This window comes from Pontibacter diazotrophicus (genome assembly GCF_003367245.1).
In the GTDB taxonomy this organism is placed as follows: Bacteria; Bacteroidota; Bacteroidia; order Cytophagales; family Hymenobacteraceae; genus Pontibacter; species Pontibacter diazotrophicus.
In genome coordinates, this window is the sequence record NZ_QRGR01000025.1 from 50,491 (window position 1) to 65,949 (window position 15,459).

Below are 15,459 nucleotides of genomic sequence, written 5' to 3' on the forward strand. Positions count from 1 at the left end.
CGATTTCCTTTTTCACTTTTTATTAAATTCCTTGCTTAGCTTTTCTGTAAAGACTTTGGCTGCCTGTTTCAGGTTATGCTTTCTGTACTTGTTATCCGCAGCAAAAAGAAAGTCTTCCATATATACTTCCTGCTTTCCATTGGCAGAGAGGAGCGTCATTTTGTTGAAGCCATGGTGGATTTCTTCATAATCGGTCTTAAACTGTGAACTAAATATTATACTATTATTGCTGACTATCTCTTCAAATAATCTCGGTTCGCTGAACTCCTTTACAGTATCCCCAACACAGCACCCTAATTCCTTGGTGTAGTACTTTTGCCCTTCTGCCCATATAAGATGCGTATCTGTACCGCTGTCTTCACAGTTACAATCAACTTCTTGCAGAAAGACGCAGCCAAGGCAGCCCCTTTCATAGATTAGAACTTGTTCAACTCTTCTGTCAGCTATTAGTTGCTTTGCTTGGGCTACCGCTAAACTATCGGTATTCATGTAGACCCTCTTCTGTGCATTGGCACAGCCAGCAGAGAGAAAGAGCAGGAAGTAGAGTAGTGTTGCTTTCATCTTTGATTGGGATAACTTTACTCGTGCAGCCGAAGCCCGAAGCGAAGCAAGGGTTAAGGCTGAACTTTGTTGCACTAAACCTTCGGTAGCGTGTTATAAAAAGCAGCGGATAAGCGTTACCTTTTGATTCACACTAAATCGTTAGTAAAGATGAAAAAAAAGAGCCTACCCTTATCCAGACTGCCTGCTCTAATGTAGCGGGATTCGCTGAGCTTTACGAGAAGTTCTCCAAAAAAATCACCGTCGCCGGCCGTGGCCAGAGCACGCAGCTAAACTACAGCCACCACCTGGCCAAGGTGGCCCTGCACTTTAGCTGCCTGCCCACCCAGCTTGACCCCGACCAGCTCAACGACTACCTTTACCTGGTCAAGCAGGAGCACAACACCCCCTCCAACTCCTACTTCAAGTTCACCGTCTACGCCCTGCGCTACGTCTTCCGCATGGAGGGGCTCAAGGACAAGCGCATTGAGCTGCCCGCCCTCCGGCGCGACCGCAGGCTGCCCGTCGTCTTGAGCAAGCCCGAGGTCCGGAAGCTGCTCTGCGCACCCAAACTCCTCAAGCACCGCGTGCTCATCGCCACCCTCTACGGCTGCGGGCTGCGCTGCGCCGAGGCCTGTAACCTCAAGATCGCCGACCTGGACTTTGACCGCAGGATGCTGCACGTGCGCCAGGGCAAGGGGGGCAAGGACCGCTACGTGCCCCTGAGCGGGCACCTGGTCCGCGGCCTTCAGACCTACATCCAGGCCGAGTGCCCGCAGACCTGGCTCTTCAACGGCCAGGTGCAGGATAGTGAAGAGGGGCTGCTGGACAGACGCTACAACACGGCGGGCGTGCAGTGGGTGGTGCGCTCGGCCCGCCAGGCGGCCGGCATCCACAAGCAGGTCACCCCGCACACGCTGCGCCACACCTTCGCCACCCACCTCTTGGAGGACGGGCTGGACATCGTCTCCATCAAGGACCTCTTGGGCCACGCCTGCATTGACACGACCATGGTCTACCTGCACGTGGCGCAGAGCGGCAGGAGAAAGCCCTTCTCCCCGCTCGACACCCTCTACTGCTAGTGCGCCCCCGACACGAGGTGGCCGACATATTGGGGCAGCACTGGCCACAGGTGGAGAAGCATGTCGGCATCAACTCCTGGCAACTGCGCACCCTGGCTGCCATCATGCGCTGCCGCACCCAGGCCATGGGAGGGCACGTGGACGCCTGCACCGACTGCGGCCAGGTCCGCGTCAGCTACAACTCCTGCCGCAACCGCCACTGCCCCAAGTGCCAGGGCAAAAAGCGGGAGGAGTGGATACAGGCAAGGGAGGCCGAGCTTTTGCCCGTGCCCTACTTCCATGTGGTCTTCACCCTGCCAGACACGCTGAACCAACTGGCCCTGCACAGCCCACGCATCGTCTACGACACACTCTTTGAGGCCGCCTGGCAGACGCTGCTCACCTTCGCCTCCGATTCCAAGCACCTGGGCGCCCGCCTCGGCATGGTGGCCGTGCTCCACACCTGGGGCCAGACCCTCTCGCTGCACCCCCACCTGCACTGCGTCGTGCCCGGCGGCGGGCTCACGGAGCACGGTAAGTGGAAAGGGGCCCGCGGCAAGGGCAGGTACCTCTTCCCGGTAAAGGCTATGAGCCGGGTGTTCAGGGCAAAGTACGTGCAGGCCCTGAAGCAAAGGCTGCCGGAGGTGGACAGGGAGCTGGTGAACGCGCTGTTCAGGAAAGAGTGGGTGGTGTACGCCAAGCGCCCCTTCTCAGGGCCCGGGAGCGTGGTGGAGTACCTGGGCCGCTACACCCACAAGATTGCCATCTCCAACCACCGCCTCACCGCCGTGGACGGGCAGTCCGTGACCTTCTCCTACAAGGATTACCGGCAGGGGGCACGGAAGCTGGAGATGACGCTCGGGGGCATAGAGTTCATCCGCCGGTTTGCCCTGCACATCCTGCCCAGGGGCTTTGTCAGGATACGCCACTACGGCATCCTGAGCGGCACCGGCAAGGCGGCCGCTATTCCGGTCATCAGGGAGCAGCTGCCAGAGGAAAAGAAACTGAAAGCAAAAGTGCGGGAGTTGGAGGAGTACAACCCGCTCGTGTGCCCCTGCTGCAGAAAGGAGACGATGGTCACCCTGCAGGTGCTGCCCAAGCGAGGGCCGCCGCAGGGCATCAGGACAGGCAGGCAGTACACAGAGTACGAGAAGGGACTATAAAAAAAGCCACCGGAAAAGTGGCCTGGCGCAGCTATGCCCGTAGCAGAGCAAACGACAGGAAAAGAGCGGAAAACCTCTTTCGGAAAACAGCTAAAAGTACCTATTTAGACCTCTCCGGGCTCATATCAGTTGAGCCAGCAGGCTACCAGACAGCCCCAGGCAAGTAGCGCAGGCAAACATCTTCCGACTTAAAACCCATAACGCGTCGCGCGGTCAGTGCAACCACGGCTTCATTGTCGGCACTCCGTACCCAACGAAGCCTTAGTTGTTGGCAGAATTTATTTTTTCAATTTTCATGGTTTCTGCTATTATATAACCTTCAAGTCCTGCAGTCCCCCTTATTTGAAAGCATTTTGCGGTTCCATTACTAATCATTTCCTTCTCTTCTGGGGCGATACTTTTATAATGCTTGTACCACTTCATCATGTCAGGAAATTCCGATTCTAAGCCATTCCAATCAGTTTCTTCTATTCCGAAAACGATGTTGTCCTTGTCAATAATTTTGAAATCTTGGTTTATTACTCCATCAAATTTTACTTCTATTATTTCCAACTCTTCACGATATCTTGTCATGACGAATGTGATTGTGTTGGAATTAAAATCAAGTGATAGTTTGTCAATCCTACAATCGCCAACTAAATGTGAGTAATCTTCCATGCTTTTAATTTCTGCCAACTATCGGCTAGCAGGAGTACGACTCCTGCTATCTGCACTATGTATGGAAGTCGTCTGGTCCACTCTTGTAGCAGTATGTGTTGTTTTAGCGGTTGTTTCACAGACTTTCATCATTATATCTTCCTTCTTCAATATAAGAAACTTTTTGAAGATACCTACTTCCTACACTCTGTTTTAAGCGGGGGTGGTCCAAAAATTCAACAAGGGGAGGTGGAGCCCGCGGCTAAGTGCTCCCTGTGCACATGAATTCCAGACTTTTGTCCTCCGTTTAAGGAGAAAACCCAGCTGGAAAAGGCGGCTATAAGAATGAAAGCAGAGCAAATTGATACAATTCCTGCAACGGGGTGCTAGCTGGATATATCCGGATAATACACAAATATCCAGATGTATCCGGCTACAGCCACGAAAACAGCTCATTCCGGAAGCTCCAAGCAGAGGGGCATGAGCAGATGCGTCTTTCACAAGGTCAACAGTTAGCGTGCTTAGTGCAATTGCTACTATAGCATCATTCTATAGCTTATCATTCTATAGCTTATCAAGTGGCTCACGATCTTGTCTACTATGTGTCAAGTAACGTGGGTGCAAATCTCAGTGGCCCTGCTGGAACGGTGCCCCGGCAGGGTCTGAATGTAACGCAGGTCTTTCCCCTGATGGGAGTGGCGGAGTATTAGCAGTGTAAAGCATGTACGGCACAACCTGCTTTCATTCCCCTTTTGTAACATTTTCTCCTGATTCAAAATCAGTTAAAGCCTTCATGGAGGAGAGGCAGTGTCAGGGCCTTACTCCGTGGATCATTGCAGCGGGGACGGGATGGTCAGCCTGAAGCAGGAAGCACAGTAAGCTTGTATTTTCGTATTTACCTTACTTTTTATGTTTATGAAGTAACACGCGGATGGCGCCTGCTTTGCTCAGAGCAGGGAAGCCACTTTTCCGGCAGCGGAAGAATGGAGGGTACCGCAATGAGGAGGCTGGCGGAAAAGTGGCCAGCAACGGGAAGCTCTCGGACAGATTAGCATAATCTGGCGGAGTGCTGGACGGAGGGGGCAAAGCTTGCTGGGGAGGGGCAATGACAGAAGGGGAAAAAGAACGGCAGGAGGAGTGGAGGTGCTGTACCTGGTGAAGAAAGCCAAATCCTGCAGAAGAGCCGGTCCGACAGACAAAGTTTCCCAGCGCCGTATGATAGAAGGAGCCAACAGCGGAAGAGGATGGATGTTTACCAGTTTAATTGTTATCCCCGTGACACCAGGGCAGACCTTGTCTGGGAGCACGGTAGGTTTCTGGCCATACGCACAGAGATGGGCTGCAGCGTGGTGCTCTACCATATGTCCGGTTTCTTTGTGGAGGTGTGGTACTCGCCGGAAGATAACCAGATTGCCCTGGTGCATGGGTTTGAGCGAAGGGAGCTCCTGGAGCCGTACCTGGAGGTTATCGACCTGGAGAAGCCTATAGAGTAAACTACCTCGTCTTCCTCCTTTCAGGTGCGAGTAAACTATCTCATGTTCAACCTCGCCCTTGCTGTGGGATATAATCCAATTCCGGGGTTCGCTACATTTTATTTTCTTTGGTTTTCTATTTGGGCCTGTTGCGTTAACCAGTCACCTATAACTTGTAGACCGGCTGGCGAAAATGTTTCCTGTAACTGGAATGGTTCGTCGTAGGCTCCGGTTTTGGCTGTTTGCATAAAATGGTTTACCCCTGGCAAAATGACCGATTGGAACTGCTGGTTGCCTCCTGCCTGTAACCCTGCTTTCATGGCCGCAAATTCTTTCTCTACAAAAACCTGGGTGTCCTTGTTGCCACTAACAGCCAGTACGGGTACTTTAATTCGGTTTAAGTTTGGTTTAGGATCGAAATGAAGGAAGTAAAAAAGCCAATTGCCTGTAAAGGGAGCAATATACATGTTGCTATACTGCGGGTCCATCTCAATTTCTTTATGCCATTGCTGTAGGTTGGCCAGAGCAGTGGCGCTATCGGGAGCAGCCCCCACAATTTCGTATGATTTGTCATACATAAGCAAGTCTTCTTTAGCCGCTTCTTCCGTAATACCTCTTGCTTTCAGGGTTGCCCGATACTGGGCTTTGCGCGACTCGACTCCGGGTAGCCCAACCCCAGCTAAAAATACCAATCCGGCAACGTCTGGATCATCAGCCGCTACTATCTGGGCTTCCAAAGACCCTTGGCTATGACCAATAACATAAACTTTGCCTACTTTAATGCGACGGTCTGATCGTAAAGCTTTGACTGCTGCTTTGGCATCTTGCGCAAATTCTGCTATGGTGGTACCCGTATAATTTCCGGCAGAGGCGCCCACACCCCGCTCATCATAGCGCAGCACGGCAAAACCCCTTCGAGTGAGTTCGTCGGCTAACACGCGAAAGGTTTTATGGTAAAATTGCTCGCCGTCGCGGTTATGCGGACCGGAACCTGAGAGCAGTACCACCCCCGGAACCTTTTTCTTGCCTTTGGGAGCGGTAATGCTGCCGCTAAGGCGCACACCAGGGACGGATCCATTGAAATTAACCGGCCATTCCCGGTAAGGGTAAGGCGGCTGGGGGGTTTGCGGGCGCAGTGGACGAACAGCCTGAGGGTCTATAGGCTTGAGTTGGAGGGGGATCTTAATTCCGGCACCCGCAACCGATAAAGTGCCGGTAATCTCCCTTTTGTCAGCGTTGTATTTGGCAATATAAATCCAATGCGCATCAAAGCTTTGAATATGAAATTTAAGGCTGTCGCCTGGCTGAGGAGCAAGCTTAGCCTGCAAACTGTGGAAGCCCTGAGCAGGTAAATCAAAAAGGGCAGATGTACCTCCGGCCGCATTAGTGGAGAAGTGAAAGACTGCTTGCCTATCATCCTCACTAGGCGATAAACTGCCGGCCCAATTACCAGTAGGAAGTTCCTGTGCCCAGACTGTCCGAAAAGGTAAAGGAAAGAGGCCTAGGACACAGAGAAAGATAAAACTGAATCGTGAATGAACAGAAGAAGTATTTAGATAATCTTTTTTGCTTACAGTCATAACTTTACTTTTAGTAGTTATACCTTCGTTTTATAAGCTATTCAAAAAGATGCATTTGGAGGCTAACTCTACAGCGCAAATACCTTGGTTATTAAGTAAATTCTTTGAATTAGGTCGGCCGAGAAGCCCATATATGTTAAACAAGAATAATGGATTGGGCTTGGCGGTGGCGTAGCTAACGTAAAGGCGGGGTTGGCGTTGCTATTTTTCAATACCACGGCTGCTTTCGGCTTTTCTACTTGGCTCCATATCGTGAATAAAGAAAACACCATCCAACACCTTAGTCCAGTCAGCCTCAAAGATAATCGATGCGTCAAGCCTTGCGTTCATAGGCTTGCTAATCCAGCTATTTTGCACTTCCTGTGAGTTCAGGTCCAGAAATGCTGCTTTTTGGTTAGCTAAGTGAAACAGGTAGTTCCAGGTGCCTACTGGAGCAGGCGCTACATTTGTCTTTTGCGGATAATGCGCAAACCCTGTCTGCCCTTGGAAAGAAAGCGTGCCAATCACATACAGCCTCTCCCCGTACCTTTCGAAGAGGATATCTCCCATGGTGTTCGCTCCCTTAAAAATGTCCCGTCCTGATTTAGGCACCAAAGTGAAGGTGTTCTTGATGGTGTGGGAGCAGTTTGCCCAAAGGATAACTTTTTTCCCCTTGTAGGGACCCTCCAACAGCCAAGAGACGTTATCTGCCATCTGCTCATCCCTGATGTTATTAAATTCCCTGCCAGTCATCTCCCCTTTGTCCAGCCTCTGTACTGACCAGGTGACTTTAGCCTGAACTATCAGGTTCCTTATCGCCTGTTGCCAAAAGAGCCCTTCCTCAGGTTGCAAAGCAGATAGTAAATCTGTAATATGCTCAGTGGCCTGTACAAACAACTCTCGCTCCTTTACAGAGGGATAAGGGGGCGGGTAGGAATAATCTGTTACCCAGCCGGCGATTATTCTAAAGCCACGGTATTCATCTGATGCCCTGTACGCAGGACTCAACACCTGTACAAGAGAGTCAACTTCATGGAGAAAGAGCTTTCTGCCGTAGTAACCTGTAAACTGGCAGTCAAAGCCGCTTACTTCCAAGGGATGAGAAGTATTGGCCTGTTGAGCTATGTAGTCAAACAGTGGCTGCACTTGTTCGCTTTGAGCCCATACCTTAAATAGGCTGTTGTTGAAAGCAGCAAGTGGGTCTTCGTTATTGCTGATACTCTTCCATGCTCTGCGGCAATCATAGAAACCACTCTCGAAAACAACTGCCTCGAAACCGTACCTGCTGTGTAGCAGTTTCACCACATTGCTGTAGAGTTGGAAGGTAGTTCCGTCACCATGATTCTGCTCACCCAAGAGAATGACCTGCTTGTCTGCGAGCACCTTGTCAAAATAAGCTATGGCCTGAGAATCAGGGAAAGATGCAAGACTGATGGGAATAGCGTTCTGCCTGAGCCAGGCAACTTTTACATCAGTTTCCTGAGCTAACACATCCTTGGTAATCATGCCAAGGAGAATCAGGAAAACTCTAAGGTTGCAATATGAAATCAATTTGCTTCCCATTTTTTTATTTTAGTGACACCCCACTACTGGATAGCAGGAACTGCACTCCTGCTATTCACCCAAATGCAGGAGTATATACGGAATTTAACTACCGAATATACTATATATTCTTGTCAAAATAACACAATCCCGAGTATAGTTTTAGCTCCCCTGAAAGTACCGAATCCCGCATACTCTCCAGGAGGCTGCAAAGGCGATTTCGCTTTTTAACACTGTTCATAATGATACTTATAGATTACATAAAAGAACGGCTCCTCTTCACGGGGAGCCTTACCAATTTTATAAAGGGTAATAGGAACATCAACTGCGACCTCGCCCTGCTCTACCAGCCGCATGATGACGGCAGCCGTGAACTGTTTGGTGATAGGAGGCAACAGTATAAATTGTTTCGGGACTCTGTCCTTGGTGATGTTCAGAAGAGCCGTTACGTAGTTTCCGAATGTGCCAAGTAAGTTATATGAAGAAGTCATTGAGGAAAGGCATAGATATGCTTACCTTATTAGCCTTAACTAGAGTTAAATCTCTCAATGTTTGATTGGTGAGACAATAGTTAAAGCCTTGAGTGGTTGTTACATCAGGCCCATGTAAAATTTGTACTATGCGTTACTATCTGCTTTTTATATTTCTTATACTGCATAGTACTACAGCTTTAGCTCAGGGTGAAAGCACCAGTACAGAAGGGGTGAAGGAGCCATTCTCCCCCATTGTTGTTGCCTACCAGAATGAAGCGCAGGCTTTAACGTTCCAGAAAGAAAATTCCCCCTATTACTCCGATATTTCCGCTCTCTTCAGGCCACAGAAAACAGGCAGCTTAAAAAAGGAAGCATCTCTTACCGCTTCTTTTGATTTCCCCCCCTTGTGGAAGGACAAAGAATTATTTATCACCCTCACGCCCCAGAGTGCAGCCTTTCAACTGCTCATTAACGGAAAAGAGGTTGTGCTGATAGAAAAGGGAGTGCCCAATAGGGTAAACATCACCTCTTTTCTCAAAGAGAACCGAAATGTGATAGCGCTAAAGGTAGCAGAGCCTGGTGCCCTTATCCCAAAGAGTGCCGGTAAAATCATATTGACCGCGACTCCAAAGGTGAATGTTGTAGAGTTTTATACCTATCAATACAGAAATCCGCTTCCTTCCAAAGACACAGACTGGAGTATCGAGATGGACTTGATGTTTTACGCCGACTCTCCTTCTCTGCGCGCTAACACTTACCGGTACACCCTTTATGACGCGTCTCTAAAGCACGTAAAGTTAGATACAATCAATATAAAGCGCCTTCCTAAACCAGGTAGGAATGGCCGGATGGGTAGTAGAGGGACACGTTTCAACGGGGACAACTTCCTTAAGTGGAACAGCGAAACGCCTTACCTGTACTTCTTAACGCTACAGGTCACCACCCCAGACAGCGAGGTGGTGCAAGTCCTCAGCACCAAAGTTGGGTTCAGTGTAGTCTCTCAACGCAAAAACAAGATTTACCTGGGCAATAGGCCGCTAGGCATGCCATTGACACTCAATCCAGTTTTTTATCAAATACCCCTTTCTGCTGACTCACTCGATACACCAGAAGATTTAAAAGTCTCCCTTGTTTCTCTAAAGGAGCACAATGTCAATACCATCGTGCTCCCTGATGAAGCAACGGGCACTGATATATACGACCTGTGCGATGAACTCGGCCTGTATATCATCCAACGATTAGATTTGCCCAGTCAGGAAGACATGAGCGGGCTTTCTGCAGAGGAACAGCTCCAGGTAGTCAACAAGCTCATCACGAACGTTGGTGCAAAGGTGAGGACACTCAAGAACCACCCTTCCATAATTGCCCTGTCGTTCAACAGAAACCTGACGTTGAAAGGTCCCTATCAACCACTGATGGACACGCTAAACGTAATTGAAAGAGACATATTGTTTCTTTACCCGAGTAGCGAAATTGACAACCATGTTCCTGTGATAGGAAGCCAGGTCCTGAACTGGCACAGTTTAAGCCAACGGCAACGCCTTCACTTAAAGAAGCGTTACCAGCCGGTGGACTTTTGGGTGGATGAACTAAATATGCTTCATTTAGCCAATAAATATGATTTTACAGCATTAGACAATGTGGAGTTGTCCTGGGAAATAAGGGATAATGGAATAATAGTGAAGGAGGGTAAAATTGGCCAAATCAACATCCCACCACAAAAAACCCAGGCTGTCATACTACCCTTTTACTTTAGTGAGTATTCAACGGCAGAAGGCTATACCTTTCATTTCAGCATAAAGCTAAAGGAGGATACTGACTGGGCTGAAAAGGGACATACTATAGCAGAGGAAGAATTTAGGTACGACAGCTCGAATAAAGAAAAGAAACTCATCAAAACCTTCCCTTATAGTAAAGAGCTATAAAGTTAAGATAGGAACAGAATCGCACCTTTATTTTCAGCCTCTGAAGGCAGTTTCTCCCATAACTAATGTTATAATAAGTACAGAGATTCTTGCCTGTAAAACATCTAATTACTCCCATGTTTTCTGATAACATGGTTGAAGCACCCTTTAACAGATCATAAAAAATAAATTAGGTAAACTGCTATCTGATAGCATTACTACCCGTGATAAAACGGCTATTTCCAAGACCTTCTCAGGACTGGTAAAGGTAATCTTCCCAGATGGCAAATTTGATAAGGAGGATGCCCAGGAGCTACTGGAATTCGCTATCGAGTGCAGAAGGCGCGTGAAGGAGCAGCTTCATATCATGGACGAGACCTTTGAGAAAGTTGATTTCAGCTATACCGACAAAGCCACTAGCACGAAGAAGGAAGTACAAACGCTGGAAATCATCGAATATGGCGCTAAAGAAAAGGCTCCGGAGACCACGTTTGAAGCAGCACCTGAAAGTGCTATAGTAACTAAACCAGAGGTTAGGGAGGCAGAACCGGAAGCAAGTCAAAAGATTATCCGAGATAATCAGACAGGCGTTTCCTATGAGAAACTGTTTGGTAGGTAACTGGCAGGAGCTACTGACATAAAGCTAATAGACCCTTATATCCGACTGCCGTACCAGCTCCGGAATTTCATGGAATTTACCGCACTGGTCGCCAAAGTAAAAGAAGAGGGTCAGGAGGTAAAGCTGCACCTGATCACCAGCAACAACGAAGATTACCTGGAGAACGCTAGGGAAGCCTTCAAGGAAATTATTGATTCGCTGGAGCCATCGGGTATATTCTTCTCCTTTGAGTTTGATGAGAACATCCATGACCGCTCCATTGAGCTGAATAATGGCTGGAAAATCGTACTTGGCAGGGGACTGGATATTTACCAAAAAACCAATGGCCGGTGCGATATAGCGGAGTATTACCAGGAAAAGCGGTTGTGTAAGGCCTGTGAGATTACTTATCTTTTTGACTCTAAAGTATGAGAAGCAAACTCTACAAAATCTGGCTTAAGGCTATATTAACTTTCTCTGTTTCCAAAAGTCTTGAGGCGTGCAGCGACTGTTTCCAAGTCAGCAATTACCTCCTCCGGGTCAGGCAGCGTGCCATATACAAGGGAACGGAATTCCTGTTGGTAAGCTGTCTCTAAAGAATTCCAGGCTCCTCCTACATCGGCGAACAGCAGGCAGGCATACAACGGCTGCATGGCCCAGTCCCCTTGAAACTCGCTGTTGCGGGCATCATCGGCCTGTACAGCTTGGATCATCTCGAAGAAGTCCTCGCTGTGCAGGAAAGCGGTCACTGCAGGTGCTTTTAGCATGGCGTGCAGGTCGTAGACATGGCGAATCTTGCTACCTAATTCATCCACCGGATTTTCGGCATAAGAGGCCCGCACCAGGGCCAGCACTTTCTCTGTGAAGGTGCGCTCCAGGCTTACCACATTCACCTCAAAAGGCTCTAGCCCGTACTGACGGATCAGGTCCAGCAAACCACGTTGAGCCATAAACTGGCTGATGTAGGTCTTGATCGGCATCAGCTGGTGTGGATTAGGGCTGGCAAAGGAGTTGATCTCGACCAGAATCTTGTCAGTTGCTTGACCGTAGTCTCCCTGCACGGAGGCTCCGTAGTCGTGCAGTGTTTTGCGGAAGCGGGAGCCTTTGCTGGTCCTGTGCGGGTCATCTACCTCAACCATGTCCTTTGTGATCTCTTTTGAGATTTTGCGGATCAGCTGCATGACCTGGTTGTTGGTCATGCCTTCTTCGGCGTTGATGGCCAGGTCGATGTCCTCAGAAAAGCGCTCAATCAGGTTGTAGGCCTTGGATAGCGAGGTGCCGCCCTTGAAGATGGCTTGCTCCACGTAGGGGGAGTGGGCTAGGCGGTAAAGCACCAGCGTCACCCAGTAGTCTTTCTCCACATACACATCCCTGATCTGCAAGGCCTCTGCCGTGGCCGTAATGGCATCCCGAAACACCTCCGGGTTTTGGTGCAGGTTCATATAATATTCCAGTCTTTTCTGTTGGGCAAGATGCTCTCGCTAATGCCCAGTTTGTATTTAGTCAGCGGGTTGAGCGACTGCCTTAGCCTATCCGCCTCCTGTGCATAGCCCAGCTGCTCCAGCAGAGCTCCCAGCATGGCACGGGTAGCGGGGTTGTAGTCCAGCGCCAGCGCTATGAGCCGATCCATGTCGCGTTCGGCTAATTTTCTGATATACTCGAGCAGAATGAGGATCGTCTTCTCGCTGTTGCGGTCCGGAATCTTCTTGTAACCGCGCAGAGCGTCTAGAACCTGAAGCTTGTCAATGTCAGACTCCTTGAAGTGGGTGGGGCTTTGAACATAACGGATCTTTGTTTTACCGACATTCGCTACCCGGCGCTGTTTGCGGGTCATCAGCGTTACCTCCTGGGGAACCTGCGTTGTCAGGCCCAGCTGGTTGTAGAGCCCCAAACCGCTTTCATACCCCTTCACTTTGCCTTTGGAGGTGCTCAGGCTTTTGATGATCTCTTTTTCAGATGGTTTTACTTTCCCGAAAACGGTTTCCTTTGGCTTGTAGTAGCGGCCTTTTGCCAGTCGGTTGATTACCCCTTGCTTGGCCAGGCGGCTGAGCGCCGCTGCCAGGGCCTCCAGTTGGCTATCATTTACCTTAAAATCAGCATAAGTCAGCAATTCCCCAGGCGGAGTCTGCTCAATCCTTTCCCGGACTTGCTGCATAATGCTCATTGATACTTAGGTATATAATAATTGCCTCAAGATAAGAGATAGCTTCTATCTTGTCAAGTTTTTTTGTTATAAAACTTGACAAACGAGACAGAGAGTTATAGTATATATTAACTTAACATAGATTGCTTCTCATCTAGTACCTAAAATTGTATTCAATTTTAGGACTTTCTGTAAGTGGATCATATTAAAATATAATATAAAAAGTTTAATATATAACAAATAAAAAATTATAGTATTTTGCATTCCTGATGCTATCCCAACCATTGAAAATAGATGACAGCCACTCCAATGCCAACATAGCCTACACCTAGAATAATCTGTATTACATACGAGCAAGCAAGTATATCTGGAGCTTCACAACCCGGCAGATGTGGACGGGATTTAGTTTGCCATTGAAGTGGTAACAGCAGCAGAGGAAGAATCGGCATCAACAAAATAAGAACTGTATATGTGGAATGACAAAGAAACAAACCTAGACCTTCTCGGACATCAGCGAGTTGCCCAAACGATAGTGGAGATTATGCGCGAAGAGGAGCTAAGGCCCTTAACTGTCGGTATACATGGCAGTTGGGGTGCCGGTAAAACATCGATACTTTCTCTGATTGAGACAGAATTAAAGAGCGACACTCAGACCCTTTGCTTTACTTTCAACGGCTGGCTTTACCAGGGTTATGAAGACACTAAGTCAGCACTGATGGAAGCAGTTGTACACGAGTTGTTGAAAAGTCGAAGTACTAATGATAAGATGCTTGATCTTGGGAAATCAATTCTCAGGCGCATTAACTGGCTTAAGGTAGCAAAGGTTGGCGGAGGTTTAGCTATGACGGCTGCGCTAGGACTTCCAGCGACTGCCTTATTTGGTGTACCTGGCTTAATGGCAGGTGCAAGGAGCTTATTTTCAAAAAAAGATGAAACATCACCAAGTGTGAATGTTGAAGTCCAAGTAGAGGAGGACCCGTGGCTTAAACCAGAAGAGGCAACTGTTCCAGCACAAATAGAAGCTTTCAGAAAAGAATTACAGCAATTGATAAAGGAATCAACGGTTGAGCGATTAGTAGTGCTGGTTGATGATTTAGATCGCTGCTTGCCAACGGCTGTGATAGATATACTGGAGGCTGTTAAACTTTTCCTGTTTATTGAAGGAACAGTATTCGTTATCGCAGCAGACGAACAAATGATAGAATATGCTGTAAGGCGCCATTTCCCTGATCTCCCTGTCTCACAAGCTGATTATACGAAACATTACTTGGAGAAACTGATTCAGGTTCCTATAAGGGTTCCGTCTCTGAATAGGTTGCAGACTCAGAATTACATCCGTTTTATGCTCCTGCAAAACCATTTAGAATATGATAAAGACAGGCTTATAGAAATATGCCATGCTTTCGAGAGCTCAAGAGAAACGCCTTATGATAATACTGAGCTGTCTTACGAGTTTATAGCAAAACAATTTGGGGGCGAAAGCCAGGACTTGAGAGGCACTTTGGCTGTTGCCGAACAGTTGGGTAATACTTTAGCTAACGAACTACGAGGAAATCCACGGAATATTAAGCGCTTCCTAAATACTCTCTTTCTGCGAAAGCGCGTTGCAAAAATTTATGGTCTGGAGACCAAAGTGGCAATGGATGTGTTGGCAAAACTCATGCTGCTTGAGCGCTTTCACTCTGAAGTGTATGAGAAAGTAGTAATAGACGCAACAGTAACTGATAAGGGCACTTCAGACACTGTAAAGCAACTCGAAGAACTAATCAAGCCTGAAAATACGGGTGACCAGAGAAAAGGGAGTACAAAGACTAAACAAGTAAAATTTAATGAAAAGCCTTTAGATTCAAGTTTACAGGAATGGGCTAAACAAGCACCTTCTCTAGGCGAAGTAGATTTAAGGCCATATGTCTTTATCTCAAGAGAGCGTGCTGTAAGCTTTAAAGTTGCAGATGACCTTCCTGCTGTATTGGCACCAATCTTTGAAGCCCTAGCTTCAGGTATCAGATTAACTTTTGTAAAATACGAGTCTGAAATAAAGGCACTGGGAGATAGTTTGGCAAGGCTTGTTTTTGATAAACTTAAAACCTTAACAGTGAAGGAAGGGGATTGGAAAAACATGCCAAAACCAATGGAAGGCCTGACATATTTAGTGCAGCGTCAAGCTTCATTAGAAGTTCCCCTAGTAGATTTACTTAATTCCGTCGCCCCGAAAGATTTAGGAGCCTGGTTACCTACTAGAATAGACTTCTTCAGAAGTTCAGAGGGTAAGCAAGCAAGAAGGGTGCTTTTTGAAAATATCTCACAAGATCCTAACGCTGACCAAACTCTTAAAGCACTAATTGAAGAATTAAAATAATTAACAAAC

General features: G+C 48.0%; 15 protein-coding genes and 1 pseudogene. 9 read left to right on the forward strand and 7 right to left on the reverse strand.

The features are described from left to right. Nucleotides 1–12: 12 nt before the first annotated feature. The gene (locus DXT99_RS20130; protein WP_115567390.1) at nucleotides 13–561 is read right to left on the reverse strand and encodes a hypothetical protein; all 549 of its coding nucleotides are present in this window, start codon (nucleotides 559–561) and stop codon (nucleotides 13–15) included. A 296-nt stretch (nucleotides 562–857) separates the two neighbouring features. On the opposite strand from DXT99_RS20130, the gene DXT99_RS20135 reads away from it, so the two are divergent. Both DXT99_RS20135 and DXT99_RS20140 read left to right on the forward strand, forming a co-directional pair. Further along, nucleotides 858–1,622, forward strand: a complete 765-nt coding sequence (locus DXT99_RS20135) for a tyrosine-type recombinase/integrase (protein WP_115567391.1) — start codon at nucleotides 858–860, stop codon at nucleotides 1,620–1,622. Next, a complete protein-coding gene (locus DXT99_RS20140) occupies nucleotides 1,622–2,764 on the forward strand; it encodes an IS91 family transposase (RefSeq protein ID WP_115567392.1) in 1,143 nt (380 codons plus the stop codon). Before DXT99_RS20135 ends, DXT99_RS20140 begins: the two co-directional genes overlap by 1 nt. A 261-nt stretch (nucleotides 2,765–3,025) precedes the next feature. On the opposite strand, the gene DXT99_RS20145 is transcribed toward DXT99_RS20140, so the two are convergent. Then, complete coding sequence (locus DXT99_RS20145) at nucleotides 3,026–3,421, reverse strand: hypothetical protein (RefSeq protein ID WP_115567393.1); 396 nt, start codon at nucleotides 3,419–3,421, stop codon at nucleotides 3,026–3,028. Between the two features lie 557 nt (nucleotides 3,422–3,978). Between DXT99_RS20145 and DXT99_RS27740 the strand changes: the two genes are divergently transcribed. Together DXT99_RS27740 and DXT99_RS20155 are read left to right on the forward strand one after the other, a co-directional pair. Next, nucleotides 3,979–4,110: a hypothetical protein gene (locus DXT99_RS27740; protein ID WP_262511370.1), complete on the forward strand. Its 132-nt coding sequence runs from the start codon at nucleotides 3,979–3,981 to the stop codon at nucleotides 4,108–4,110. A gap of 534 nt (nucleotides 4,111–4,644) precedes the next feature. Continuing rightward, the gene (locus tag DXT99_RS20155; protein WP_115567395.1) at nucleotides 4,645–4,893 is read left to right on the forward strand and encodes a hypothetical protein; all 249 of its coding nucleotides are present in this window, start codon (nucleotides 4,645–4,647) and stop codon (nucleotides 4,891–4,893) included. A gap of 98 nt (nucleotides 4,894–4,991) precedes the next feature. Here the strand turns inward: DXT99_RS20155 and DXT99_RS20160 are convergent, their stop codons facing one another. The 3 genes from DXT99_RS20160 to DXT99_RS20170 all read right to left on the reverse strand — a co-directional run bounded on the left by DXT99_RS20160 (nucleotide 4,992) and on the right by DXT99_RS20170 (nucleotide 8,464). Further along, complete coding sequence (locus DXT99_RS20160; RefSeq protein WP_181885197.1) at nucleotides 4,992–6,200, reverse strand: alpha/beta hydrolase family protein; 1,209 nt, start codon at nucleotides 6,198–6,200, stop codon at nucleotides 4,992–4,994. Nucleotides 6,201–6,653: 453 nt separating this feature from the next. Then, on the reverse strand, nucleotides 6,654–7,994 hold the full coding sequence (locus tag DXT99_RS20165) for an erythromycin esterase family protein (RefSeq protein WP_115567397.1): 1,341 nt from the start codon (nucleotides 7,992–7,994) through the stop codon (nucleotides 6,654–6,656). Between the two features lie 206 nt (nucleotides 7,995–8,200). Further along, nucleotides 8,201–8,464 carry a hypothetical protein gene (locus DXT99_RS20170; RefSeq protein ID WP_115567398.1) on the reverse strand — a complete coding sequence of 88 codons (264 nt, stop codon included), beginning with the start codon at nucleotides 8,462–8,464 and terminating at the stop codon, nucleotides 8,201–8,203. Nucleotides 8,465–8,592: 128 nt separating this feature from the next. Between DXT99_RS20170 and DXT99_RS20175 the strand changes: the two genes are divergently transcribed. The 4 genes and pseudogenes from DXT99_RS20175 (at nucleotide 8,593) to DXT99_RS27380 (ending at nucleotide 11,380) form a co-directional block, all read left to right on the forward strand. Next, nucleotides 8,593–10,371 carry a beta-galactosidase domain 4-containing protein gene (locus DXT99_RS20175; protein ID WP_115567399.1) on the forward strand — a complete coding sequence of 593 codons (1,779 nt, stop codon included), beginning with the start codon at nucleotides 8,593–8,595 and terminating at the stop codon, nucleotides 10,369–10,371. 238 nt (nucleotides 10,372–10,609) lie between these two features. Then, nucleotides 10,610–10,690 (forward strand): annotated as a pseudogene (locus tag DXT99_RS27980) (hypothetical protein); the annotation flags it as partial. Nucleotides 10,691–10,717: 27 nt separating this feature from the next. Continuing rightward, complete coding sequence (locus tag DXT99_RS27985; protein WP_246000876.1) at nucleotides 10,718–10,969, forward strand: hypothetical protein; 252 nt, start codon at nucleotides 10,718–10,720, stop codon at nucleotides 10,967–10,969. An 18-nt stretch (nucleotides 10,970–10,987) separates the two neighbouring features. After that, nucleotides 10,988–11,380 carry an MIT C-terminal domain-containing protein gene (locus tag DXT99_RS27380; RefSeq protein WP_394851335.1) on the forward strand — a complete coding sequence of 131 codons (393 nt, stop codon included), beginning with the start codon at nucleotides 10,988–10,990 and terminating at the stop codon, nucleotides 11,378–11,380. A 35-nt stretch (nucleotides 11,381–11,415) separates the two neighbouring features. On the opposite strand, the gene DXT99_RS20185 is transcribed toward DXT99_RS27380, so the two are convergent. Together DXT99_RS20185 and DXT99_RS20190 are read right to left on the reverse strand one after the other, a co-directional pair. Continuing rightward, the gene (locus tag DXT99_RS20185; protein WP_115567400.1) at nucleotides 11,416–12,390 is read right to left on the reverse strand and encodes a nucleotidyl transferase AbiEii/AbiGii toxin family protein; all 975 of its coding nucleotides are present in this window, start codon (nucleotides 12,388–12,390) and stop codon (nucleotides 11,416–11,418) included. Beyond that, nucleotides 12,387–13,112, reverse strand: coding sequence for a DUF6088 family protein (locus tag DXT99_RS20190; protein ID WP_115567401.1), 726 nt, complete (start codon nucleotides 13,110–13,112; stop codon nucleotides 12,387–12,389). Before DXT99_RS20190 ends, DXT99_RS20185 begins: the two co-directional genes overlap by 4 nt. Nucleotides 13,113–13,560: 448 nt before the next feature. Between DXT99_RS20190 and qatA the strand changes: the two genes are divergently transcribed. Next, on the forward strand, nucleotides 13,561–15,450 hold the full coding sequence (qatA, locus tag DXT99_RS20195; protein WP_115567402.1) for a Qat anti-phage system ATPase QatA: 1,890 nt from the start codon (nucleotides 13,561–13,563) through the stop codon (nucleotides 15,448–15,450). The last annotated feature ends 9 nt before the right edge of the window (nucleotides 15,451–15,459 follow it).